A 23,846-nucleotide genomic window follows, 5' to 3' on the forward strand; every position below is an offset into this window, starting at 1 on the left:
TAATTATGAAAAAATTTTTACTAATTCTCGCATTTTTACCAGCAGTTTTATTTTCTCAAAAATCAGCATCGGCAACTGCTGATAAGGGTAAATTGCCTTTAGGCGCTTTCTCTGTTAGTCTCAACGTCAAAGATTTGCAGAAATCAAAAGATTTCTACGAGAAACTCGGCTTCTCACAGATGGGTGGCGATATGAAAAAGAATTACCTCATCATGAAAAACGGAACTACGATAATAGGGATTTTCAAAGGTTATTTTGAAGGGAATATCCTGACATTCAATCCGGGTTGGGATGAGAATGCAAAAGAAGTAAATCCTTTTACAGACGTGCGTGACATCCAGAAAAAACTAAAAGCGGACGAAATAAAACTCAGTACAGAAGCGGACGAAAAAACCAAAGGTCCGGCTTATATAGAATTCACAGACCCAGATGGGAACAAAATTTTAATAGATCAGCACAGATAACATTGGTTTATCCAGAATAAAAAGCTCCGAACGACCATTTCGTTTCGGAGTTTTTTTATTCAAGATCTGGTAAATTTCGTTTTTTTAGACATAAAAAAAACTCCAGATCGTACCAACCTAAAGTTTGTTTTTTTATCAGTTTTATAAATTTTAACCAATCCGAAAAAATAAACTGATAATAACCGTTTAAAAAATTAACCCTTAATCTTTTGATGTTATGTTAATTTGTGTGTTTTTAGAATCTCAAGTGCGAATACTTTTTGAGCAATAAATTTTGTAGTAGTAATTACTGTTTTTCAATCTGGTGCAAATTTTACCATTTAACACAATATGAAACAAAAAATCACCTACAACATAACTACTACATCTATTTAACTTGTTGATTGTTAGAAGTTAAAGTTTTTTTAATTCTCAATTAGTAGTTCATCATCCAGTTGTTAAGATCGACTTCAGACGGAATATTTAGCTGTTTTCGCAATCTGCTTTTCTTCATTTCAACACTTCTTACCGAGATATGGCTGAAAGTTGCAATCTCTTTGGTAGAAAAATTAAGCTTCAGGTGAGCACAAAATTTTAATTGACCGCTTGTCATGTCGGGATAATTTGTCGACAATTTGTTATAGAAATCAGGATACACTTCTTTGAAGCGGCTCAGAAAAGATGAATCATTAGACTTTGCAAGTTCAAGAACTTCTGCAAAAGCATCATTTACTTTCAGCTCCATATCGTTAAGAACCTGTTCTTTTTCTAGAAGATATATTTTGGTTCGGTGTCTTTTTTTCCTTTCGTTCTTATATCTTTTAAAATATTTGATAGTAAGATATATTTTGACAATCACCAGCAAAGTGACCCCTATAATGATCAGGTAGAAGTTTTTGTACCAGCTTACTTTTTCATTGTCTATTATGTCCTTGGATATTTTATCCGTTTCTATTTTTTCTTTTTTCCTGATGATATCATACAACTCCTTAGATTTTTTTGCATAATAGCTGTATAGATTATCCTCACCCAATCTCTCGTATATCGTTGCAAGGTCGTCGTAAATATACTGAAGTCTGTAAATATCCTGTGCTTTCTCAAAGATGGGAAGTGCCTGTTTGTAATAGTAAATAGAGCTGTCCGTTTTGTTCATTTCCAGATAGGTATTGCCAATTCCATACAGTCCAAAAGCTTGATTTATAGAGTCGTTTTCAGCTTTTGCAAGCAGATACGCTTTACGGCTGTATTCCAATGCTTTTGCGTGCTTATCAAGATCTATATAAGTATAACCAACGCTGGAGTATTGTATTGCCAGCCAGCCATCTCTTTTCTTTTTGTCTTTTATTCTCTTATAATATTCTACGCTTTTAAGATCATTTTTGATGGTTTTTTCCGGCGATTCGTACTGTAGATTCATTATTTCGGATCTGCCGGCATAGATCTGACCCATGGAACTATAGAAATCGTCATTATTTTTGACCTGTTTGCAGTGTGACTCTGCATTTTTGCTGGTTTCGTAAGCTTTGTCAAAAAAACCAAGATAGGAATAAGCTAATGATTTGGCAATCAATGCCTGGACAGCATAGTAGTCGTCACTTTCACTATTTGCTAATTCCAGAAGTTTGTCGGCAGCTTCTAAGGCTTTCTGCTGCTCACCAAGTCCCAGATAGGCATTGATAATAGCTTTCAGCGATTTTGCTTTTCCTTGATAATAATCTGTTTTATCGGATATTTTATAAGTGTCTAAGCTTATTTTCAGAGCCTGATTTCTATCTGCAAGCTGGAAAGTCCTGCTGATAATACTATCTATTGTTTTAGGTGTGTATTCCTGCGCTTTCGCTTTTAAAATGCACGAAATTAGCAGTAAAAATAGTATTAATCTTTTTATAAGTCCCACAGCGTTGATGTAGCGACAAAAATATTAAAAATTGCATGATAATCGCACATAAATATTAAATATTTGTGAATGAATGCCGGGTATTAAATTTTAGTTTTAAATTAAGTTAAATAATTCCTTTTGCATTCGGAAAGAATATCAGGAAAGAAATTGTCAAAATAATATTGCAGTTGATCTTTGTTTTCCAAAAAAACATCAAAAACCGGCAGATCTTTGTCAAGATATTTGGCCTTATTCAGTACATTTTGCATACTGAATTTGATTCCCTGATCTTGCCTGTAATTGGAAAGCCAGTCTTCTTTTTCCATCCTTATAAACATTCTTTTGTAATTCTCCGGCAGCCATTTTTCGTTTTCCCAAAGGATTTTATAAGCTTTTAAGGAATGTACTTTTAATTCTTCTTTTGTGTAAATATGAGCTGTGAAATAATCAAAAGCGACATCTACAAAAGCACCGGAATAGAGTCTCACCAAAGGACTGAATATCTTTTTGGCTTCTGAAACGGCAGGATGAGAATCTGTAAAAGTGTCTATTGCCCGGTGGAGTTTTATCCCTTCCTGGATCTCCGGAGGAAAATTTTCCCTCTCATTATTTTTTATAAAATCTGCAATCATATTGCCAACAAGCTGTCCGTTGGTAAATGAGAGAATCGAGTGGGCAAGGTAATTCAAGTGAGAAGAGTTTAGTCTTATAAATTTACATAATTAATTTAGAATAATGATTCCACAAAATCTTCGATCTTGCTTATTTCTTCTACTTTTATCCCGAACTTTTTCTTTGGAAGTTTGTTGAGATTGGAAATAAATATCTTCTCATAACCCAGTTTTTCAGCTTCTGTAATACGTTGCTCTACTTGTGCAACCGGACGTATTTCACCGCTCAAACCAATTTCTCCTGCAAAACAATAGTGTTCGGAGATGGCAATATCTTCATTACTTGATAGAATCGAAGCGACAACTGCGAGATCCAAAGCAGGATCATCGGTTTTGATTCCGCCCGTGATATTCAGGAAAACATCTTTTGAACCGAGTTGGAAACCGGCGCGTTTTTCCAGAACTGCCAATAGCATATTCAGCCTTTTGGAATCAAAACCAGTCGAGCTTCTCTGCGGCGTTCCATAAACTGCAGTGCTTACGAGAGCCTGAATTTCCAGCAACATCGGGCGGTTTCCTTCCAAAGTTACTGCCACTGAATTTCCGGAAAGCTCTTCAAATTTCTTGGTAATAAGAATTTCCGAAGGATTTTTAATTTCTTTCAAACCACTGGATATCATTTCATAAATTCCGATCTCGGAAGTGGAGCCAAAACGATTTTTGTTAGCTCTCAGCAATCTGAAAAGGTGATTTCTGTCGCCATCAAAGTTGAGGACAACATCTACCATGTGTTCCAGAACTTTCGGACCGGCAATCTGTCCGTCTTTGGTAATATGACCAACCAGAAAAACAGGAACATTATTGTCTTTGGCAAATTTGATGATCTCGTTGGAACATTCCCTGATCTGGGAAACCGTTCCCGGCGAACTTTCTATCAGCTGAGATTGCAAAGTCTGAATAGAATCAATTATGATGAAGTCCGGTTCCAGTTTTTTGGCTTCGTGAAGGATTTTCTCCACGGAAGTTTCGGTGAACAGAAAACAATTGGGATTTTTAACTTCGGCTAATCTGTCTGCGCGCATTTTGATTTGAGATGCACTTTCCTCTCCCGAAACATAAAGAATTTTTTTCTTCATTTTCAAGGCGAGCTGAAGAAGCAAAGTTGATTTCCCGATTCCCGGTTCGCCTCCGATTAAAGTTACGGAACCGAGGACGATTCCGCCGCCCAAAACACGGTTCAGTTCCTCGGAAGGTGTTATGATTCTTGGTTCCTCAATAGTCTCAACTTCAATAATATTGATGATGGAAGATTTGGACTTTGTAGCAATTGATTTTGTGGTTTTTTCCACGATCTCTTCTACTAACGTATTCCATTCGCCACAGGTTTTGCATTGCCCGTGCCATTGAGAATATTGTGCACCGCAGTTCTGACAGAAATATAGAGTTTTGAGTTTTGCCATTCTGCTAAGTTCAAGAAAAATTTTGGAAAAGAAAAAAATTAAAAAGAAGTTTTATTTGGAAATTTCGATCACTTAAATTTCAAAAGCTTAATTTTGTTGATGATATATCTTATTAATGATAACATCAAAAAATTGTAAAATTTAAATAATTTAAAATGGCATTAGACAAAAATCATGTAGTGACTTTAAAATATGTTCTGCATACTAATGATGAAAATGGAGAGAAGGTGTTTGTAGAAGAAACTTCGTCAGAAAACGCTCTAACATTTCTTTATGGCGTAGGAATGATGATTCCTAAATTCGAAGAAGAAATAAAAAATCTGGCTGTCGGAGATCAAAAATCTTTCGAAATTGCGCCGGGCGAAGGTTACGGAGAAAGAGATCCTGAAGCAGTAACGCAATTGCCTTTGGATATGTTCCAAGGCCAGGAAATGCCGCCGGTTGGAGCAGTTTTGCCTCTTTCTGACAATCATGGGAATAATTTTCAGGCAATGGTTTTGGAAGTGACTCCGGAAGCTGTTGTCGTAGATCTTAATCATCCAATGGCAGGCAGAAGCTTGTTTTTTGATGTAGAAATCCTGAATGCACGTCCGGCAACAGAAGAAGAATTAGCGCACGGTCACGCTCACGGCGAAGACGGCCATTCCGGACATTAATAAATATTTCTTCTTAAATGATATAAAAAAGTACTCAAAAATTGAGTACTTTTTTTGAACTCGTTCAGCAAATTTAATTATTTAAAAAAACAAAAAAGCTCCCAAATTCGGGAGCTTTGATTATTATTAGGAAAAAATTATTTCTTGATAAATTTCTGTGTAGATTTTACACCTTCTTTACTTGTCAATTCCAAAACGTAGTTGCCGGAAGTCAATTGTTGAGCATTGATCTTCTTGTCAGCAGATTTGCCTGTCAAAACAACCTGTCCTGCAACATTGTAAATCTGATAAGATAATTCGCTGGAATCCTTAGATTGTATGTTGATGACATCCTTTACAGGGTTTGGATAGATGACAGTCTGGTTTACTTTATTAACATCAGATACAGCTAACACCACATCCTGAATATTCAAAGAATAATCTTCTACTTGCCCGTAAGTGATAGTAGAACAAGAGGTTGGCGTCTGGCTATATGCAGCCTGAACTCTGATTCTCACTGTTCCGGTTGCTGCAGTTGATGGAATTGTAAATGTTCCGGTAACGGTAGCTGCAGAAGTGGCTGTAGTTTGAGACCATGCAGTTTCTCCAGTATCGGTAAATAAACCATTGTTGTTATAATCAGCATATAATCTGTATCGCAAAGGATAAACAGTTCCGGACCAGTAAGGCGTTACAGTAATTGTGTATTGAGATCCTTTGGTCACGTTTGTAGACAGGTAAGAAAAATCTTCATAGCCTGTGCTTCCAGTACTCTGGTTGTCAATAGTATTCAGTTTTACATTTTGAATCTTCATGAAGCTTGTGTTAGAAGCCTGTGAAGTACAGTAAGTGTTTCCTGTTGCTAATGTGTTTATGGTAACTTCATTGCTGAAACCTGATTTGTTACCAGCTTCATCCTTAGCTTCGACTTTAAATTTATAAGCTGTGGAAGCTGTAAGGCCTGTTACATAATATGAAGTTTTATAAGTCGATCCAAGCAAAACATTGTCCTTATAAACATTATATCCGTCTAAAGCAAAATTATCGGTAGAGCCTGTCCATGTAAGGTATGTTGAAACATTGGTTGTGGAAGTTGCAGCTAAGTTAATTGGAGTGGTAGGTGCAGTTGTATCGGTTCCGTTAGGGTTATATTTTGTCCCTAAGCCTACAGCATAAAAGGCATCCTGAGTTGCAATAGCTTCCGGCGAATCTGCTCCGTATAAATCCACGGCAGCCTGCATTCCGAAATTTCTTGCGTTGATATAAGTAGAGTTTGCAGACAGATAAGCTGTCTCCAGACGGTAAACTATTTTCGCCGCCTTCTCGAATCCGATTCCTGTCACACTATATGATTTTCCGATATCATTGGTTCCGGTTTTTCCTTGCACAAGAACATAGTACCAATGGTTCAAAACACCACTGTTGGTGTGTACACCACAATAGTCATTGGTATTCTGATCTGGTGTTACACATCCTTCGGCCGTAGTTGCGGGAATCCAGTTTTCTCCGTGATAAGTATCCGGCTGACCGGCAGATTTGGGATTGCTCATCGATCTTAGATAAAATGGAGAATAGAGAGTAATATCTTCACCGATTGCAAAAGCCTGTTTACCTGGTAAATAGGTATGTTCTACAACCGATCCCCAGATGTCTGAAAGGCCTTCGTTCATTGCGCCGGATTCTCTCTGATAGGCAAGGGCAGCACTAGATGCACAAACGCCGTGACCCAATTCGTGGGCTGTTACGTCAAATGCTGTTAAAACATTGAAGTTGGTTGTTCTGTCTCCGTCTCCATAAAGCATATATGATCCAGACCAGTAGGCGTTATTTACATTATTTCCGTAATGAACGTAGCTTTTAAGAAGCGATCCATTGTTGTCATAACTATCTCTGTTGTGATAAGTTTTAAAATAATCGTAAGTTTTCTCGACTCCAAAATGGGCGTCCAATGCTGCGTTATCAAAAGTAGAATTATCAAATTCTGTAGCAGTCCAATTGTTGTCAACATCTGTAAAATCGACTGCGCCAGTCAGAGCAGTGCTCTTTTTTACGTTATAAGTTCTTACACCGCTTCCTCTTGTTATATCATAAAGAATATACTCTGTACCGGCAGTAGAAAGAGAAGTTTCTATTGATTGGCTGCCGCTGTATCTTGTTGCTGCATTGGCAGGTACAAGTTTGGAAATGGTGTTTTTAAGATTAGAATCTTTAAGATCAGAAGTTATTTTGTCGGTATCAATTTCTTTTTTTAATATATTTTCTGTTGCATGTTTATAATAGCATCAGACAATAATATTTTTCCGGTAGCAGCATCCACATAGATATAAGCTCTGCTCATAGGCTGGGAAGCAAAAACATCAAATTTATAAGCTAAAGTCAGTTTGTAACTTTCGTCCACCTGTTGTAGCGGAAGAAGCACCAATTCGCCGGTCGGCTTCTTGTAATTGTCAACGTTGTTGTCCGTATCATCCCACATATATTTTTGAGCTCCAACACTTTGGATGGCTCTGTCTAATGCCGTTTGCGAAGAGATGCCCGGAGATGTATTTACATTAGCTGTAGAAAAAATCTCACCATTCATATTGGTAAGATTCCCACTTTTGTAATGTAAGTTATAAATCCCAAATTCAACTTTTACGTTGTTGTAATAAAGCTGGTATTTTTCATCTAAGAATTTTCCCGCCGCATCTTTTTCTGTTTTAATAAGCCTGAGTTCTGCCTGAGAAGGAAGATTTAGAACATTTTTAAATAATTCAGCTTTTGAAACAGCCTTTAAGTTTGCATTGTCTTTAAAAGTCACCAGACTTATATTTCCATTTTTCTCCGTGATTTTTTTATCAACGTATTCCTGCGCATAGATATTGGAACAAATGCCAATAAACCCTAAAACTCCAATGTTGAGTAAAGTTTTTTTCATATAATAGATTTTTTTCAAGCATCTAAATTAATTAAAATTTTCAAAATAATGATGAATTGTATTGATAATTTTTATTAATATTGGTATTATATTCGTGATATGATAAAATTTTCAATTTAATTTTGGCATTCTTGCATCATGACGTCTTGCTGAAAAAACATGTATAAAAAAAGCTCCCAAATTCGGGAGCTTTCATTTATCACCAATTTAAATTATTTCTTAATAAATTTCTGAGTTGTTTTTTCACCTTGTTTATTGATTAGTTCAAGGATGTAGTTACCTTCAGATAATCTTTGTGCATTAATTTTATTATCAGAAGTTTTTCCATTCAAGACGACTTGTCCGGCAGTATTATAAACCTTATAATTAAACTCCGAAGAATTTTTAGATTTAATATTAATAATATCTTTAACAGGATTTGGATAAACAAAAGTTGCTGAAGAAGAATTAATATCAGAAACGGCCAATGTTTTTTTAGCTATAAGTGTATAATCTTCAACCTGACCATAAGTGAATGCTTCGCAGCTTGTAGGAGAGCCATTGTATTTCATAGAAACTCTCATTACCAATGGCGTGTCAAATGTAACATTTGCCGGAACAGTAATATTTCCTGTTGCCGGAGTCGTTTTGGTTGCGGCTATTGTCAAAGCTTTTTCATTAGCATCAGCAAAGTCACCATCTGCGTTCCAATCTACAAAGACAGAATATCCCTCACTGTAGACCGTGCTTGTCCATACCGGCGTGATGCTGATCTGGTAGGTTTTATTATCAGAAACCTCTGTAGAAATATTGGTAAAGTCTTCGTATCCTGCAGTTCCTGTGCTTGTGTTATCAATAGTTCCGAAAACAACTCTTTTGATTTTCTCATCATTTGTATTTGTACTTTGTGAAGCACAATATTCTAATTGATTGGTTGTTGTCACATTCACAATGTTACTTTCTGCAGAGATGTTATTATAAACATCAATCGCTTTCACTTTGAAGTCATAATTTGTAAGTCTCGTAAGTCCTGTTGCCTTGTAAGTTAATGCAGACGTTCTTCCGATTTCGGCACCATCTTTATAAATGATGTATCCACCCATTTCTTCATTATCAGTAGAAGCATTCCATACAAGGTTGACACTTGTTCCTTTGATGTTGTTTGCTGCAAGATTTGTAGGAACTGTAGGCGGCGTTGTGTCCGGTGTTGAAAGGTATTTGTAACCTACGCCAACTGCATAAAAAGCATCTTGGGTTGCGATCATTTCCGGAGAGTTCAGGCCGTATAATTCTGTGGCAACCTGTATTCCAAAATCTCTTGCATTTTTGTAATTGGAATTGGCTGTCAGATAGGTGCTTTCTAATTTGTAAACAATTTTTTCCGCTTTTTCCCAGCCGATACCGGTTACATTGTAAGATTTTCCAAGATCGTTAGTCCCGGTTTTTCCCATTACCAAAATATAAAACCAGTGGTTCAGAACACCGCTGTTAGTGTGTACGCCACAATAGTCATTTCCGAAGCTGCCTCCGATTGGCGTTGTGCAGCCTTCTTCTACAGTTGCTGCTTTCCAGTTGGTTCCATGATAAGTATCTGGCTGTACAGAATATGCAACTTTCGGATTGCTCATTGATCTCAAGTATCCGGGAGCTGCTTTTGTAATATCTTCACCAATTAAGAAATTCTGTTTTTCCGGAGCATAGGCATGTTCTACAATAGCACCCCAAATATCAGAAAAGCCTTCGTTCATAGCTCCGGATTCTCTTTCGTAGGCCAGATTTGCAGTATATTCACACACTGCGTGTCCTAATTCGTGGGCAGTAACATCAAATCCTGTCAAAGGTTTGAAAGTTGTAGCGCCGTCGCCATAGATCATTTCTGTCCCGGACCAGCCTGCATTTTCGTAGCTGCTGCCGTAATGCACATAGCTTTTCAGTACCGCACCATTGTTGTCGTAGCTGTTTCTGTTAAAATTTGTCTTGAAATAATCATACGTTTTTTCAACACCCAAATGGGCATCTAATGCCGCATTGTCAAAGGTAGAATTGTCATATTCGGCAGCGGTCCAGTTGTTGTCTGTATCTTTGAAATCTACAGCACTGCTTATTGTAGATGATTTTTTCAGATTGTAGGTCTTTACGCCATTGCCTCTGGTAGCATCTTGCAAAACATAAGAACCTGATACCAATGTGGTTTCGATAGATTTGGTTCCGCTGTATCTCGTTTCTGCACTTCCTGTAGCGAAAAGAATTGGGAATGATTTTTTCTCAGATTTTATACTGATTGGTTCCTGTTTGTCTGTTTTTACCGGGATTACATCGTCATTAGTATGTTTTAAAACTGCATTAGAAAATACAATTCTTCCTTCTAAAGCATCTACGTATATAATCGCTCTGCTGATTGGCTCTGCTGCGTAGATATCAAATTTATAAACCAAAAGCAGGCTGTATTTTCCTTTTCCGGTTTCTACTGGTAACAGAACTAGTTCGCCAGTTGGTTTTTTATAGTTGTTATTTGCTATGTAGTCTGCGTCTTCCCACATGTATTTTGAAGCATTCACAGACTTCAAAGCATTTGCAAAAGCTTCCTGATTTGAAATCCTTGGAGATGTTACTGCATTTTCTGTGGAGAAAATATCACCATTCATACTGGTGAGTTTTCCGCTGTTGTAATGAAGATTATAGCTCCCGAATTCTACCTTCAGATTGTTATAATACATCTGGTATTTTTCATCCAGAAATTTTCCGTCCTGGATGGTTTGAGCTAATCTCAGTTCAGTATTTGGAGACAAACTGAATAAATCAGAAAATAGTGATTTTGGAGAGACAGATTGTAATGCATTTGTATTTTTGAATGTAATCAAGCTGATGTTGCCTTTGTCATCAACAATTTTTTTATCTATGTATTCTTGTGCATTTGCAGAATAGTTAAGTCCCAACAATCCACACAATATACCAATTCGTAAAAGTTCTTTCTTCATATATAAATATTAATTTTGTTGCTAAAATAGGGAATTTTTAACAAAAATTTAAAAAATTGGCATTAAGATTATATTGTTTTTATTTAAATCCGTTAAAATAAAAATCCCGATAAATTTTACCGGGATTTTATAATTGATTTATTATTTCTTAATTGGAATATTCTTTAAGATTTCCTGAGTGTATGTCCAAAATTTCTGAACAGATGCTATATTCGCTCTTTCGTCCGGCGAATGTGCACCTTTTATGGTCGGTCCAAAACTTACCATTTCCATTTTCGGATAATTGGCACCGATTATCCCGCATTCCAGACCGGCGTGACAGGCGACAACCATTGGTTTTTCACCGAAATTATTTTCATAAAGATCCGTCATTACCTGGATGATTTCGGCGTCGGGCTTTGGTTTCCAGCCGGGATATGAACCACCGAATTCCGTTTTCAGATTGTTACTTTCGAACGCTGATTTCAGTTGATTGGCAACTTCCCATTTTGTAGATTCTACAGATGATCTTGTTAGATTAAGGATTTTAATCTCGCCGTTTTTCAATTCTACTCTTGCAACATTATTGGAGGCTTCCACCAATCCTTCCACATCCGGACTCATTCGGAAAACGCCATTGTGGGCAGCATTAACAGCGAAAATTATTTTCTTTGAATTTTCAGTAGAAACAACTTTATCTGATGAATCAGTTTTTACGATATTAATGGTTAAGTCTTTTTCTAAAGAAGAAAATTCTTCAAGTATTTCAGATTTTAATTGTTCTGCATTTTTCAAAAATTCTTCAGAATTCTCAACAGAGAAAATAGCAGATGCCTCTCTTGGGATTGCATTTCTCAAACTTCCGCCATCAATAGAAATTAACTGAATATGATTTTCTAAACCAGAGAATAAAAACCTTCCTAATAATTTATTAGAATTCCCGAGTCCTTTAATAATGTCCATTCCGGAATGCCCGCCTTGCAAACCTTTGATTTCGATTTTGAAAGTTTCGCCTTTTGCATCTTCCAAATCAAATTTTGCAGAAGCTGTTACGTCAACGCCGCCAGCACAGCCGATATCGATCTCGTCATCTTCTTCTGTGTCTAGGTTTAATAGGATTTCTCCTTTCAACTGTCCTGGTTTAAGAGCCAAAGCACCAGTCATTCCTGTTTCTTCGTCAATCGTGAAAAGTGCTTCAAAATCTGGGTGAGCAATATCACTACTTTCCAATATTGACATGATCGTGGCAACGCCTAAACCGTTATCTGCGCCAAGCGTAGTTCCTTTCGCCTTTACCCAATCGCCATCTACAAACATTTGGATTCCCTGCGTTTCAAAATCAAAATCGACGTCGTTATTTTTTTGACAAACCATATCCAGGTGAGACTGCATCACGATCGGCTGCCGATTTTCCATCCCGGTGGTTGCCGGTTTTGTGATGATGACATTTCCGGTTTCGTCAACCGTTGTTGGCAATCCCAGATTTTCCCCGAATTCTTTTATAAATTTGATGACTTTTTCTTCTTTTTTTGAAGGTCTCGGAACAGAATTAAGTGCTTCGAAGTTTTTCCAGATCACTTTTGGTTCCAATTGAGAATATTCCATTTTTTTGAAATTTTAAGTTAGCAATTTAGTATAATCTGGTGATTCTAAAAAGCAAAAACCTCTCAAATATTGAGAGGTCGGTATTTTTATATTGATGTCAATTTTATTCTTCCATCATATTGTCACGGGTATTTTTCTGGACAGCAATGGCTCCGAAAAGTGCAAGCAAAAATGCGAAGGCGTAAAATCCTTTTTCACTCGGCAGAATAGTGGCGTTCCAAAGTCCGATGACAAGTAAAACAATTGCTGATAAGGTTGCAAACCAGCAAAGTCCGTAATAGATATCGGTTACTTTTATGTTTTCCATCTTGTCTCGAACCGCTTTTTGCAAAGAAACGACTGCGAATAATCCGTAGAGTAGGATGGTAAAGTAATAACCTTTTTCGTTAAGTTCCATCTCGGCGCGTGCCAGACCCACAACGAAGCCAATCATTCCTGCTCCCAGAGCAACCCAGGATGCTGCAATGAACGCATTGGAGACTTTTTGTTTTTTTTCATTTATTAATGTTTTTAATGTTTTTAATGTTTAATTTTAACAAATATATTCTTTTTTTAATAAATCAATTAAAGTCGTTGAATTTTATGAGAAATTTTCTATTGACTGGAAAAAATCCATAGCCCTTATAGAAACGGTTATCCCACAGCAGGCAATGGGGAAGGAGCGATGGCTCAAGGAGTATGATTGGATAGTGAAACAACTCCTTGTTGGAGAGTCAGAGAGTTTTTAAAAGAAAAAACGCTCCAGAAATTCTGAAGCGTTCAAAGTATATTTTTTTGTCATCCATCTTCCGACTTCTGACTTCCAGTATTTAATATCTGTAATATTCTGGTTTGAAAGGCCCTTTTACGTCAACTCCAATGTAATCAGCTTGTTCCGGAGTAAGTACTTCTAATTCTACGCTTAATTTCTTAAGGTGTAATTCAGCTACTTTCTCATCAAGATGTTTTGGTAACATATAAACTTCGTTTCCATAAGCTTCTGAGTTAGTCCAAAGTTCAATCTGAGCCAAAGTCTGGTTAGAGAATGAGTTAGACATTACAAAAGATGGGTGACCGGTTGCACAACCAAGGTTTACCAATCTTCCTTCTGCAAGAATAATCACTTCTTTACCTTCAATCGTGTAAATGTCAACTTGTGGTTTAACTTCAGATTTTGTGTGACCGTAGTTTTCGTTTAACCAAGCCATATCGATCTCGTTGTCGAAGTGACCGATGTTACAAACCACTGCTTTATCTTTCATTTTAAGGAAGTGACTTCCTTTTACGATGTTGAAGTTTCCAGTAGTTGTGATGATGATATCTGCATTGTCAACAACTGTATCCAATCTTTTAACTTCGTAACCGTCCATGGCAGCTTGTAGCGCACAAATTGGATCAATTTCAGTTACTGTTACGATAGAACCTGCACCTCTGAAAGAAGCAGCAGTTCCTTTTCCAACGTCTCCGTATCCGCAAACAACCACTCTTTTTCCGGCAAGCATAAGGTCTGTCGCTCTTCTTACAGCATCTACTGCAGATTCTTTACAACCGTATTTGTTATCGAATTTGGACTTGGTAACAGAATCATTTACATTGATTGCAGGCATTACCAAAGTTCCGTTCTTCATTCTTTCGTACAATCTGTGAACACCGGTTGTGGTTTCTTCAGAAAGTCCTTTGATATCTTTTGTGAATTCCGGGTATCTGTCAAAAACCATATTGGTCAAATCGCCACCGTCATCAAGGATCATATTCAATGGTTTTCTGTCTTCTCCAAAGAAAAGAGTCTGCTCGATACACCAGTCAAATTCTTCTTCGTTAAGACCTTTCCAGGCGTAAACAGGAATTCCAGCAGCAGCAATCGCAGCAGCAGCATGATCCTGAGTAGAGAAAATATTGCAAGAAGACCAAGTCACTTCAGCACCAAGTGCTACTAAAGTTTCGATCAAAACTGCAGTCTGGATCGTCATGTGAAGACATCCTGCGATTCTTGCACCTTTCAATGGCTGCGATGGTCCGAATTCTTCACGGATTGACATTAGGCCTGGCATTTCTGCTTCGGCAAGTGTAATTTCTTTTCTTCCCCATTCTGCTAAGGAAATATCCTTAACTTTATAAGGAACGTATTGTGTTGTTGTGCTCATATTTATAATTAAATAAATTTAAAAATCAGTTCTTTAAAACTAAAGCGCAAAATTACAATATATAATTAAGATATAAAAATTCAGTATCTAATCCATTATATGAAATTAGACATAAAAAGAAATTATTTATTCTCATTCTAAATAACTAGTTTTGCAACAAAATAAATTCAAATCATGAGTGAGAATACACAAGAAGCCCAGAGACAGGCAAAACCGGTTGCTCCAAAAGTAAAAGAACTGATCTCAAAAACACAAAGCCTTATTCTGGCAACAGTAGATGCAGAAGGAACACCTAATGCGAGCTATGCACCATTTGTAGAAATTGACAACAAATTCTATATTTTGGTTTCTTTTATGGCAAAACATACGAAGAATCTTCGGAAGGCAGAAAGGTTTCTGCCATGTTTATCGAGGATGAGTCTGCTACGAAACAAGTTTACGCAAGAGAAAGACTGACAGTTGAGGTTTCAACTTCTCAAATTGAAAGAGATTCTGAAGATTGGAATAATGTTGTTGGAAAACTGAAAGAAAGACACGGAAAAATCGTGGATGTTCTGAATGAAATGACGGATTTTATCTTAGTTGCGCTTTATCCTGTGAAAGGTGCTTATGTAAATGGTTTCGGAAGTGCCTATTTTGTAGATGCCAATCTTGAAATCATGGAACACAGAAATGATGCAAATCACCAGACAAAATAAATAATGAAAGGCTTAGTGAAAACTAAGCCTTTTCTATTAATATTTCTAAAAGTTGTTGAGTATTAGACTGACAATAAAGTGAATATTTTTCACATTGAGTTTCTGTGCTATCGCTGTACAGTCGCTGTACACTTTCTGTACCCTTTCTGTACAGTAGATGTATCATTTTGATTTCTTCATTATTTTAAATTTAATTAAAATTATTAATATAAAAATTAGTTTTAATTAAATCTTCCTAAATATAACCGTCGAGTTATGACCACCAAAACCAAACGCGTTACTCATCGCAATATTAATTTCTTTTTCTTTCGGATCAGTCACGATATTAATCCCTTCCGGAATATTCTCATCAAGATTGGAAATATTAATCGTTGGCGGAATGATGCTGTTCTGAATTGCTTTAATACATAATATCGCCTCAACTGCGCCGGCTGCTCCCAGCAAATGGCCTGTCATAGATTTGGTGGCGCTGATCTCCAGATTTGGACTTCCTTTAAAAACTTTCGTAATAGCGTTCAGTTCAGCTAAATCTCCAAGTGGGGTGGAAGTGGCATGAGGATTCAGGTAATCAACTTGGTCGGAAGTGATGTTTGCATCTTCAAGTGCCAGTTCCATGGATTTTGCTGCGCCTATTCCTTCCGGATGCGGAGCGGTCATATGATAAGCATCGGCGGTCATTGCTGCGCCAATCAGTTCCGCATAGATTTTTGCACCTCTTGCTTTGGCGTGTTCGTATTCTTCCAGAATCAATGCGCCTGCGCCTTCTCCCATGATGAAACCATCACGTTCTGTATCGTAAGGTCGGCTTGCGGCTTGCGGGTCGTCATTTCTGGTGGACATGGCTTTCATTGATGAAAATCCACCAACAGAAGCCTGGGTTATAGGCGCTTCTGAACCACCGCTCACGATGATTTTAGCTTTTCCCCAACGGATATAATTGAAGGCGTCCATAAACGCTGTGTTTGCTGTGGCACAAGCAGAAACTGTGGTGTAATTGATGCCGCGGAGTCCATATTTCATCGAGATCATTCCGGAAGCCATATTGGCAATCAGTTTCGGAACGAAAAACGGACTGAATCTCGGCGTTCCATCACCAGTAGCGAAATCTATTACATCATCTTCAAAGGTCTGCATTCCGCCTTGTCCTGTTCCCCAAATGACACCGATATCAAAAGGGTCGATACTTGCTAAGTCCAAACCGGAATCTTCCATAGCTTCTGCAGAGGCGTAGATGGCGAATTGTGTGAAAAGGTCGCTTCGTTTGATCTCGTTTCTGTCCAGATATTTTTCGGGTGTGAAGTTTTTGACTTCGGCAGCGAACTGAACTTTGAATTTTTCCGGATCGAAATGTGTGATGGTAGCAGCACCGCTTTTTCCGGCCAGACTATTTTTCCAAAAAGTGTCAACATCATTTCCCAGAGGCGTTACAGCTCCCATTCCGGTAATTACAACTCGTTTCATTTAACTATTTTTAAATTTTAAATATTAAGAGCAGATTTTAATTGAAGAATTATCTTCTCAGTTTTCTGCTATCATCTATGTTCCTGAAATATTATGTAAGGAATAAGAATCCGCAAATTTAGGCATTTGATTTTCTAATTTCAGTTTTAAATAGATTGGATGTCCCTTTTGCAATCAATCTTGATTTATCTAAGTTCCATATTTCACAGGTCGCATTGATGAATTGTTTTCCCAATTTGGTAATATGAGTCTCTGCAATAATGTTTTCACCTTCTTTCGCAATTCCGAAATAATCGATGACATTATTAATAGTTGTGTAGAAAGTCGGCTCGTTAAGTGAGAACATTGTAGCCCCTAAAACGTCATCAATAATAGCCGCAGTTACACCACCGTGTAGATTGCCAATTGGGTTTAACCATTCGGGACGGATCGTGTACCGGAATTCCAGATGTCCTTTTTCTGCGGAAATTACAATCGGTTTCAGCCAACGCATAAAAGGTGAAGGCGAGTCTGAGAATTCTTTACCGATGAGGGTTTGCAGGTGTTCTAATGGATTCATGAGTAGATGTTAGAGATTAGAATTTAAATATTAGAGTCGTTGGATTGCTTAATTATTTATTCAATTAAAAACCAACTAAGGCAATATAAGTTTTCTTTTATTAATGATCTGATAGCACGATGTCTTTGCTATGCGCATTTTTTTGCTTCACTACAAATAACAATAAAGGCAGACCAATAACAAATAATACGCCTACTAAAAAATAAGCATCGCGATAACTCAGTAATGCCGACTGTTTCATAACTAAGTTTTCGGTCACTTTCAGAGCTCTTTTATAAGCGTCGAAACTTCCGAAACCTTTGAGCATAAAATATTGCTGGAGTTGATTTATGCGATTCATTGCTATGATATTAGTCGCTGTCACGTGGCTTGAAAGATCGTTCCGGTGTGATGCTAACCTGTAAACCATATAGGTATTCACGATCGATATCCCGAAAGAACCGCCCAATTGTCTCATCATATTATTAAGTGCTGCACCTTGCGGAATATCTTTTTCCTTTAAAGAAGAAACAGCGAGTGCAGTCAATGGGACAGTCAGCAATGCCATACCAATTGCCCTGAAACAAAGTGCAAAAGCAATATCGGAAGAGGATGTATCCAATGCCATTTGCGACATACTCCAGTTAAAATAAATAAACATCCCGAATCCCAGCAATATGATCACCACAAATGAAACGCCTTTTTGCAGGAGCTTTGCAGAAATTATTAATGCTATTATAGCCAGCATTGCTCCCGGAAGAAGTAAAACGCCAGTCTGAGAAGGAGATAGACTCAATAATCTCTGAGCAACCACAGGTGTGAGATAAATAGAGCTGAACATTCCTATTCCTGTGATGAAGGTAAGTACGGCTGCTATTGACAATGTTTTGCTTTTCAATACCCTGAGGTTGACGACCGGATTTTCAATTTTCAGCTCCCAGTAAATAAAATAGGTCATGCTTGTAGCTGCTATCCCAGTAAGCCATACAATATATTTTGCATCAAACCAATCATCAATTTCGCCTCTTTCCAGGACGGTTTGTAATGCTCCGACTCCAACAGCCAGCAAAGCAATTCCTCTCCAGTCTACTTTTTTAGGTTCCGGTTTTATGGTCGGTTCCTTTAATAATATATAACTGAAAATAGCCACAAAAAGCCCTATTGGAACATTAATGAAAAAGATCCAGGGCCAGTCATAATTCTCTGTGATAAAACCCCCTAAAGTAGGCCCAATGGTAGGTCCGATAAATATCCCTACTCCAAAAAGAGCACTTGCAACGCCTTGCTTTTCTTTTGGAAACTGTTCGAAAACCACAACCTGAGAAACCGAGAGCAATGCGCCACCACCAATACCCTGTAAAAACCTGAAAAAAACCAATACCCAAATGCTGCTTGCCTGCCCGCACATAAAAGAACATATCACAAATAATATTATGGATCCGATGTAATAATTCCGCCTTCCCAGATTGGTTGTCAGAAAGCTGGTCATCGGGATGATAATCACATTGGCAATCGCATAAGCGGTGATGACCCAAGACGTATCTTCCAGTGTTGCGCCAAGATTTCCGCTCATGTGGGATAAGGCGACGTTGACAATGGAGATATCAATGAGTTCCATAATCGCAGCCAGAATGACCGTGAATATTAGTAAATTCTTGCTAAGTGGGGTCATGATTATCTCTTAATTAATTGTCTTATTGAAACAAGATGCCCGAATAAGACGATTGGAACAATAAAAGTCGGAAGCCAGCTGAAAGGGAAATTAATAATGGCAATATTTGGCTGATCAAACGCAAATTGCTGTAAAGGAAAAGGTGCAGAAAGCAAAGCATTGATGACAATGTTGACTAAAAATCCAAGACAAATGAAATTCCAGATTAATAGAATATTCCGGCTTAAATTCTTCTTTGTAAACACAAAATAGGCGATGACCGGAGCTGAAATACCCGAAAGGATATCAAAGTTCCTGCCTTCAAACGTCATCAGTTCCGGAACTGCCTTGCTGATGAAAAGCCATAATAGAACAATCTCTACAGGAATTCTCACGACATTCAGATAAGTGATGTTTTTGATCGGTAAACTGTCGATAAAATCTCTTCCTTTCGGGATTAAGAATAATAAAATGATGACCAAGACAGCCGGCAGGATCCCAAACAGCATTAATTTTGGTGGTAACGACAAAAGATTTTTGTTATAAAAACCATTCAAAGTTAAAGCTGCCTGCAAAATCAGCCAAGCTGTCAGCCCAATAAGAATCAAACCTGATTTTTTCCTCGTCGCTTCAAAACCGGAGCTTCTGACTGTCCGGATAAACAGGAACAAAGTCGCAAGCGTTGTCAGAACGAAAACAACTGAGATGTATATTGGGAGGTTCGGTATCATAATTTTTATAATTTATGAAGCTATATCTTCTGTTCTGCTTTGGTTCATCACTTTCAGGGCTTCTTCCGGAGATGAAAGGTATAATCTGTACATATCTTCCGTATTTCCAACTCTTATTTCGAAGTTGTTATTTTCTAATCCGGCAACAAATTGTTCTGCAACAAGAGTAGGAGAGATACCGCTTTTCCCACCGATTGGTGCAGAAAATTCTGTGTCAACCAATGGCGGCATCAATTCAAAAACTTTGACATTGGTTTCTTTGCTCAATGCCAGACGCAAATATTGGGTATAGGAATGCAGCGCCGCTTTACTTGCAGAATAGGTTGCCAGAGCGCCCGGAACAAAAGCTACGACTGAAGAAACGTTTACAATTGCAGCGTTTTCCTGAGTTTTTAAAAGCGGTAAAAGCTTCTCGTTGAGTCTGATAATAGATAGATAATTGGTCAGCATTTCGTCCTCAGCTTTCTCAAAAGCATTTACATTTTCTGAAATGATATCGTAAACTAAAGCGCGTCCGGCGTTGTTGATTACCATATTCAGCTGAGGAAATTCTGTCTTGATTTGAGCAACTAATTTTTCCACATTTTCTGAATTCGACACATCCGAAACGATGGTTTTTACATTGTTGAGTTTTGAAGCGGCTTGATTCAGGCGCTCTTCATTTCGTCCCGTGATGATGACGTTGTTTCCTTTTTCGGACAATAATTTTGCGATTTCGAAGCCGATTCCTGCGCTTCCTCCGGTAACTAAAACTGTGTTGTTTGTTGTGTTCATAATGATTTGATATTATTTGATTTTGATAATTACTTTTCCTTTTGCTCTGCCACTTTCGACATAATTTAATGCGTCATTGGTTTGTTCGAAAGGAAATATTTTGTCTATTGTAGGTTTTATAATTCCGTTTTCTATGAGTTTTGAGATTTCCGTCAGTTGTTTGCCATTTGCCAGCATAAATAGAAAAGAGTAATCTGCGTTTTGCTTCCTGGCGAGTTTTTTCGTTTTGAAACTTAACAGAAACATGACTGTTCTAAGGAAGAAATTGAGTCCTGTTTTCTTTGCAAAAGCAGCATCGGGTGGACCTGAAATTGAAATTAATTTTCCTCCGGGTTTTAAGATATTAAGAGATTTTTCTAATGTTTTTTGGTCTTGGCTGTTCAGAACCAGATCATAATCTTTCAAAATGTTTTCAAAATCCTGAGTTTTATAATCGATGACAACATCGGCTCCCAATTCTTTCACCAAATCAAAATTCTTTTCACTGGTCGTAGTCGCTACAAAAGCACCCAAATGTTTGGCTAACTGGATAGCAATTGTTCCAACGCCTCCGGAACCTGCCTGGATAAAAACTTTTTGACCTTTTTTAAGATTTGCTTTCTCGATGAAGGCCTGCCAGACCGTCAAGCCAACGAGTGGAATAGAAGCGGCTTCTTCCATCGAAATAATCTTTGGTTTTGGAGCAACAAAATTTTCCTTGATTGCGATATATTCTGCAAATGCACCAATATGGAAATCCGGAACTCTGGAAAAAACCTCGTCTCCAACTTTGAAATTTGTCACTTTTGAACCAGTTTTTTTAATGATTCCCGCAACGTCGTGTCCTAATATCAGAGGGAATTTGTAAGGAAGCAGCATCTTGAATTCGCCGCTTTTCAATTTGTTGTCCAACTGATTCACGCTTGCAGAATGGATCTCTACCAAAACTTCATCTTCTTTGATGTTGGGTTCAGGAAACTCGACTAATTCTAATTGGTCTGTTTTGCTGTAACGTTGTATTGTGAATGCTTTCATAGTATTGTTTAAATACCAATCGGTATATTTTTGGTTAAAAAATTTTATTTGATTAATTCTGTATCAATTATTTTTTCGATTCTTTCTAAGGCTTGAAAAAGAAGACTTTGATTATTGGTCGTCTTAGAAAGTAGAATTCCGCCTTCTATCAGCATTATAAAAAGATAGGAATAGTCTGATGCGTTTACAGAATCCAGGATTTCATTTTTAGTTTTTCCTTCTTCGATGATTGCGGCGAATTTATTGGACCATCCCGCAAAACTTTTTGCCACTTCTGCCTTAAGAAAAGGCATTGTATCATCGCATTCTATTGCGGTATTCATTATAGGACAGCCACCACGCGAAAAATTGTTGTCCCAGGAGTTTCTGTAATAATTCAGAATAGTGATCAGCTTTTCACGAGTTATCATTTCAGGTGTTAGATTATTTTCAAGTCCCGATGCAAGGCGTTTTGCATTGAACAGATAAACTTCTTTTGCGACTTCATCTTTGTTCTCGAAGTTGCCGTAGATGCTTCCTTTCGTGAGACCGGTTGCCTCGGTAATGTCAGACAAAGACGTTCCCGCATAACCTTTCTTGTTAAAAATCTCTGCTGTACTCTCGATAATGAACTGTCTTGTTTTTTCTGCTTTTGACATTTTGTAACTGAATTTACTTTGCAAAGATATACAAATTAAATACCAATCGGTATATTTTTATTAATTATTTTTAAATACAATAAAAAAAATGCTCCCAGAAAATTCCGGAAGCATTTCAAGTAAAAAAATAGTGTACTTATATTAGAATTAAATCTAATTGCGATTAGCCAATAGCTAATTATTTCCAGCCGCCACCTAAGCTTTTGTAAATATTGACAACCGTGCTCAGTTGTCTTTCTTTAGCTTCGATGAGTTCCATTTTGGCATCAAGCGCATCACGCTGATTCATCAGAACTTCCAGATAATCTGCCCGCGAATTCCGGAACAATTGATTGGCGATTCCAATTCCATCATCCAAAGCTTTAGATTCCTGAGCTTTCAGTTCGTAATATTTATCAAGGTTTTTGATCTTTGACATTTGATTGGCAACATCAATGTAAGCACTCAGAATTGTTTTATCATATTCGTACAATGCCTGGATCTGTTTTGCATCAGCCGTTTTGAATTGTGCCTGGATAGCAGTTTTATTAATAAGCGGCCCAGCCAATTCTCCAACAAGATTGTAAGCGATAGATTCTGGCAATTTCACCAAATAAGAAGGATTGAAAGCTTCCAAACCAAGTGTAGCATTGATTTCCAGACTTGGATAGAACTCTTTTCTTGCTGCTTCTACGTCTAGTTTTGCAGCTTGCAGTTCCAGTTCAGCTTGCTTGATGTCAGGACGATTTGCCAATAACTGGGACGGGATTCCTGTATAAACTGTTTGCGGAACGATCGACATAAAACTTTCTTTCGTTCTTACAATCGGTTGTGGATAACGTCCAAGCAATACATTGATTTCGTTTTCCTTTTCCGTGATCTGCTGTTTCAGGTCATATTCTGTTGCATTGGATTTTGCCAGTTCTGCCTCGAATTTTTTAACTGCCAATTCAGTTGTAGCCATCGCTTCTTTCTGGATTTTTGCAATTTCGAGTGCTTTTTTCTGTAATTCCATATACTGATGGATAATATCCAGCTGATTATCCAGCGACAATAATTCATAATAATTATCCGCAACTTCAGAAATCAAACTTGATAAAACGAAATTTTTCCCTTCAACTGTTGAAAGATAATGAGCAACCGCAGCTTTTTTCTCAGTTCTGAGTTTTCCCCAGATATCAATCTCCCAATTTGCCATCAATCCACCTTCGAAATTTCCCAGATTCTCAGGAACTTCTTTACCATCTGTTATTTCTGTGGAAGCATCGCCGGCTCCGGTACTGGTGTATCTTCCAACTTTTTCAATGCCGGCGCCAAGTCTTGCAGCTACAGTCGGACTAAGTTTTCCGTTTTTGTACAACACATCGCTTTTCGCAATTTCTATTTCCTGCAATGTGATCATCAATTCCTGATTGTTTTTCAGGGCTTCATCGATCAGATTTACAAGATTCGGATCTGTGAAAAACTGTTTCCAAGGTGTGATTCCGGAATTGTTTTCAACTGTCGTTTGATTGTCAAAATTCTGAGGGATCGTTTCTTTCACCTGATCCTGAATTTTGGTAGCCATCGGTGCTTTACAACTTGCCAGAGCAAGAGAAAAAGCAATTGCCGCAATTTTATTTTTATGATTAAGAAAATAACTATTCATACTATTTTATTTTTTTATTGTCTCAGAGAGACTAACTGTTAATAGATTTTGTTTATAGATCTTCCGAAAAGTTCCATCGGAACGACCTGTTTTTCTAATACTTCA

General features: G+C 37.5%; 21 protein-coding genes. 4 read left to right on the top strand and 17 right to left on the bottom strand.

Annotated elements, in window-relative coordinates; translation table 11 throughout:
• Positions 1-92 precede the first annotated feature (92 nt).
• Positions 93-464: a VOC family protein gene (locus ACFJGY_RS06010; protein WP_379970111.1), complete on the top strand. Its 372-nt coding sequence runs from the start codon at positions 93-95 to the stop codon at positions 462-464.
• Positions 465-879: 415 nt separating this feature from the next.
• On the opposite strand, the gene ACFJGY_RS06015 is transcribed toward ACFJGY_RS06010, so the two are convergent.
• The 3 genes from ACFJGY_RS06015 to radA form a co-directional block, all read right to left on the bottom strand.
• Positions 880-2,340 carry a transcriptional regulator gene (locus ACFJGY_RS06015; protein WP_379969095.1) on the bottom strand — a complete coding sequence of 487 codons (1,461 nt, stop codon included), beginning with the start codon at positions 2,338-2,340 and terminating at the stop codon, positions 880-882.
• A 101-nt stretch (positions 2,341-2,441) separates the two neighbouring features.
• On the bottom strand, positions 2,442-3,011 hold the full coding sequence (locus ACFJGY_RS06020; RefSeq protein ID WP_379969097.1) for an ACP phosphodiesterase: 570 nt from the start codon (positions 3,009-3,011) through the stop codon (positions 2,442-2,444).
• A 38-nt stretch (positions 3,012-3,049) separates the two neighbouring features.
• A complete protein-coding gene (gene radA, locus ACFJGY_RS06025) occupies positions 3,050-4,393 on the bottom strand; it encodes a DNA repair protein RadA (RefSeq protein WP_379969099.1) in 1,344 nt (447 codons plus the stop codon).
• A gap of 155 nt (positions 4,394-4,548) precedes the next feature.
• On the opposite strand from radA, the gene ACFJGY_RS06030 reads away from it, so the two are divergent.
• Positions 4,549-5,049, top strand: a complete 501-nt coding sequence (locus ACFJGY_RS06030; RefSeq protein ID WP_379969101.1) for a peptidylprolyl isomerase — start codon at positions 4,549-4,551, stop codon at positions 5,047-5,049.
• A gap of 137 nt (positions 5,050-5,186) precedes the next feature.
• Here ACFJGY_RS06030 and ACFJGY_RS06035 read toward each other — a convergent pair whose 3' ends face one another.
• The 6 genes from ACFJGY_RS06035 to ahcY all read right to left on the bottom strand — a co-directional run bounded on the left by ACFJGY_RS06035 (position 5,187) and on the right by ahcY (position 14,609).
• Positions 5,187-7,283, bottom strand: coding sequence for a M4 family metallopeptidase (locus ACFJGY_RS06035; protein WP_379970113.1), 2,097 nt, complete (start codon positions 7,281-7,283; stop codon positions 5,187-5,189).
• Entirely contained in the window at positions 7,277-7,945 is a 669-nt protein-coding gene (locus ACFJGY_RS06040; protein ID WP_379969103.1) for a hypothetical protein, read from the bottom strand. Before ACFJGY_RS06040 ends, ACFJGY_RS06035 begins: the two co-directional genes overlap by 7 nt.
• A 212-nt stretch (positions 7,946-8,157) precedes the next feature.
• Positions 8,158-10,902: a M4 family metallopeptidase gene (locus tag ACFJGY_RS06045; RefSeq protein ID WP_379969105.1), complete on the bottom strand. Its 2,745-nt coding sequence runs from the start codon at positions 10,900-10,902 to the stop codon at positions 8,158-8,160.
• 141 nt (positions 10,903-11,043) lie between these two features.
• Positions 11,044-12,486, bottom strand: a complete 1,443-nt coding sequence (locus tag ACFJGY_RS06050; RefSeq protein ID WP_379969107.1) for an aminoacyl-histidine dipeptidase — start codon at positions 12,484-12,486, stop codon at positions 11,044-11,046.
• 103 nt (positions 12,487-12,589) lie between these two features.
• Positions 12,590-12,988: an inner membrane protein YiaA gene (yiaA, locus tag ACFJGY_RS06055; protein WP_379970115.1), complete on the bottom strand. Its 399-nt coding sequence runs from the start codon at positions 12,986-12,988 to the stop codon at positions 12,590-12,592.
• Positions 12,989-13,295: 307 nt separating this feature from the next.
• A complete protein-coding gene (gene ahcY / locus ACFJGY_RS06060) occupies positions 13,296-14,609 on the bottom strand; it encodes an adenosylhomocysteinase (RefSeq protein ID WP_379969109.1) in 1,314 nt (437 codons plus the stop codon).
• Between the two features lie 174 nt (positions 14,610-14,783).
• On the opposite strand from ahcY, the gene ACFJGY_RS06065 reads away from it, so the two are divergent.
• Positions 14,784-15,065 (top strand): pyridoxamine 5'-phosphate oxidase family protein, encoded by a 282-nt coding sequence (locus ACFJGY_RS06065; RefSeq protein ID WP_379969111.1) that lies wholly within the window; start codon positions 14,784-14,786, stop codon positions 15,063-15,065.
• Positions 15,011-15,307 (top strand): hypothetical protein, encoded by a 297-nt coding sequence (locus ACFJGY_RS06070; RefSeq protein WP_379969113.1) that lies wholly within the window; start codon positions 15,011-15,013, stop codon positions 15,305-15,307. Before ACFJGY_RS06065 ends, ACFJGY_RS06070 begins: the two co-directional genes overlap by 55 nt.
• Before the next feature lie 225 nt (positions 15,308-15,532).
• On the opposite strand, the gene fabF is transcribed toward ACFJGY_RS06070, so the two are convergent.
• The 8 genes from fabF to ACFJGY_RS06110 form a co-directional block, all read right to left on the bottom strand.
• On the bottom strand, positions 15,533-16,768 hold the full coding sequence (gene fabF, locus ACFJGY_RS06075) for a beta-ketoacyl-ACP synthase II (protein ID WP_379969115.1): 1,236 nt from the start codon (positions 16,766-16,768) through the stop codon (positions 15,533-15,535).
• A 118-nt stretch (positions 16,769-16,886) separates the two neighbouring features.
• Complete coding sequence (locus ACFJGY_RS06080; RefSeq protein WP_379969117.1) at positions 16,887-17,327, bottom strand: PaaI family thioesterase; 441 nt, start codon at positions 17,325-17,327, stop codon at positions 16,887-16,889.
• Positions 17,328-17,427: 100 nt separating this feature from the next.
• Positions 17,428-18,978 (bottom strand): DHA2 family efflux MFS transporter permease subunit, encoded by a 1,551-nt coding sequence (locus ACFJGY_RS06085; RefSeq protein WP_379969119.1) that lies wholly within the window; start codon positions 18,976-18,978, stop codon positions 17,428-17,430.
• A 2-nt stretch (positions 18,979-18,980) separates the two neighbouring features.
• Positions 18,981-19,688, bottom strand: a complete 708-nt coding sequence (locus ACFJGY_RS06090; protein ID WP_379969121.1) for a hypothetical protein — start codon at positions 19,686-19,688, stop codon at positions 18,981-18,983.
• A gap of 12 nt (positions 19,689-19,700) precedes the next feature.
• Positions 19,701-20,462, bottom strand: a complete 762-nt coding sequence (locus ACFJGY_RS06095) for an SDR family oxidoreductase (RefSeq protein WP_379969123.1) — start codon at positions 20,460-20,462, stop codon at positions 19,701-19,703.
• Between the two features lie 12 nt (positions 20,463-20,474).
• Positions 20,475-21,476 (bottom strand): NADP-dependent oxidoreductase, encoded by a 1,002-nt coding sequence (locus ACFJGY_RS06100; protein WP_379969125.1) that lies wholly within the window; start codon positions 21,474-21,476, stop codon positions 20,475-20,477.
• 44 nt (positions 21,477-21,520) lie between these two features.
• On the bottom strand, positions 21,521-22,114 hold the full coding sequence (locus ACFJGY_RS06105; RefSeq protein WP_379969127.1) for a TetR/AcrR family transcriptional regulator: 594 nt from the start codon (positions 22,112-22,114) through the stop codon (positions 21,521-21,523).
• 178 nt (positions 22,115-22,292) lie between these two features.
• Positions 22,293-23,741, bottom strand: coding sequence for a TolC family protein (locus ACFJGY_RS06110; protein ID WP_379969129.1), 1,449 nt, complete (start codon positions 23,739-23,741; stop codon positions 22,293-22,295).
• Between the last annotated feature and the right edge of the window lie 105 nt (positions 23,742-23,846).

This window comes from Epilithonimonas sp. UC225_85 (genome assembly GCF_042695135.1).
Classification (GTDB): Bacteria; Bacteroidota; Bacteroidia; order Flavobacteriales; family Weeksellaceae; genus Epilithonimonas.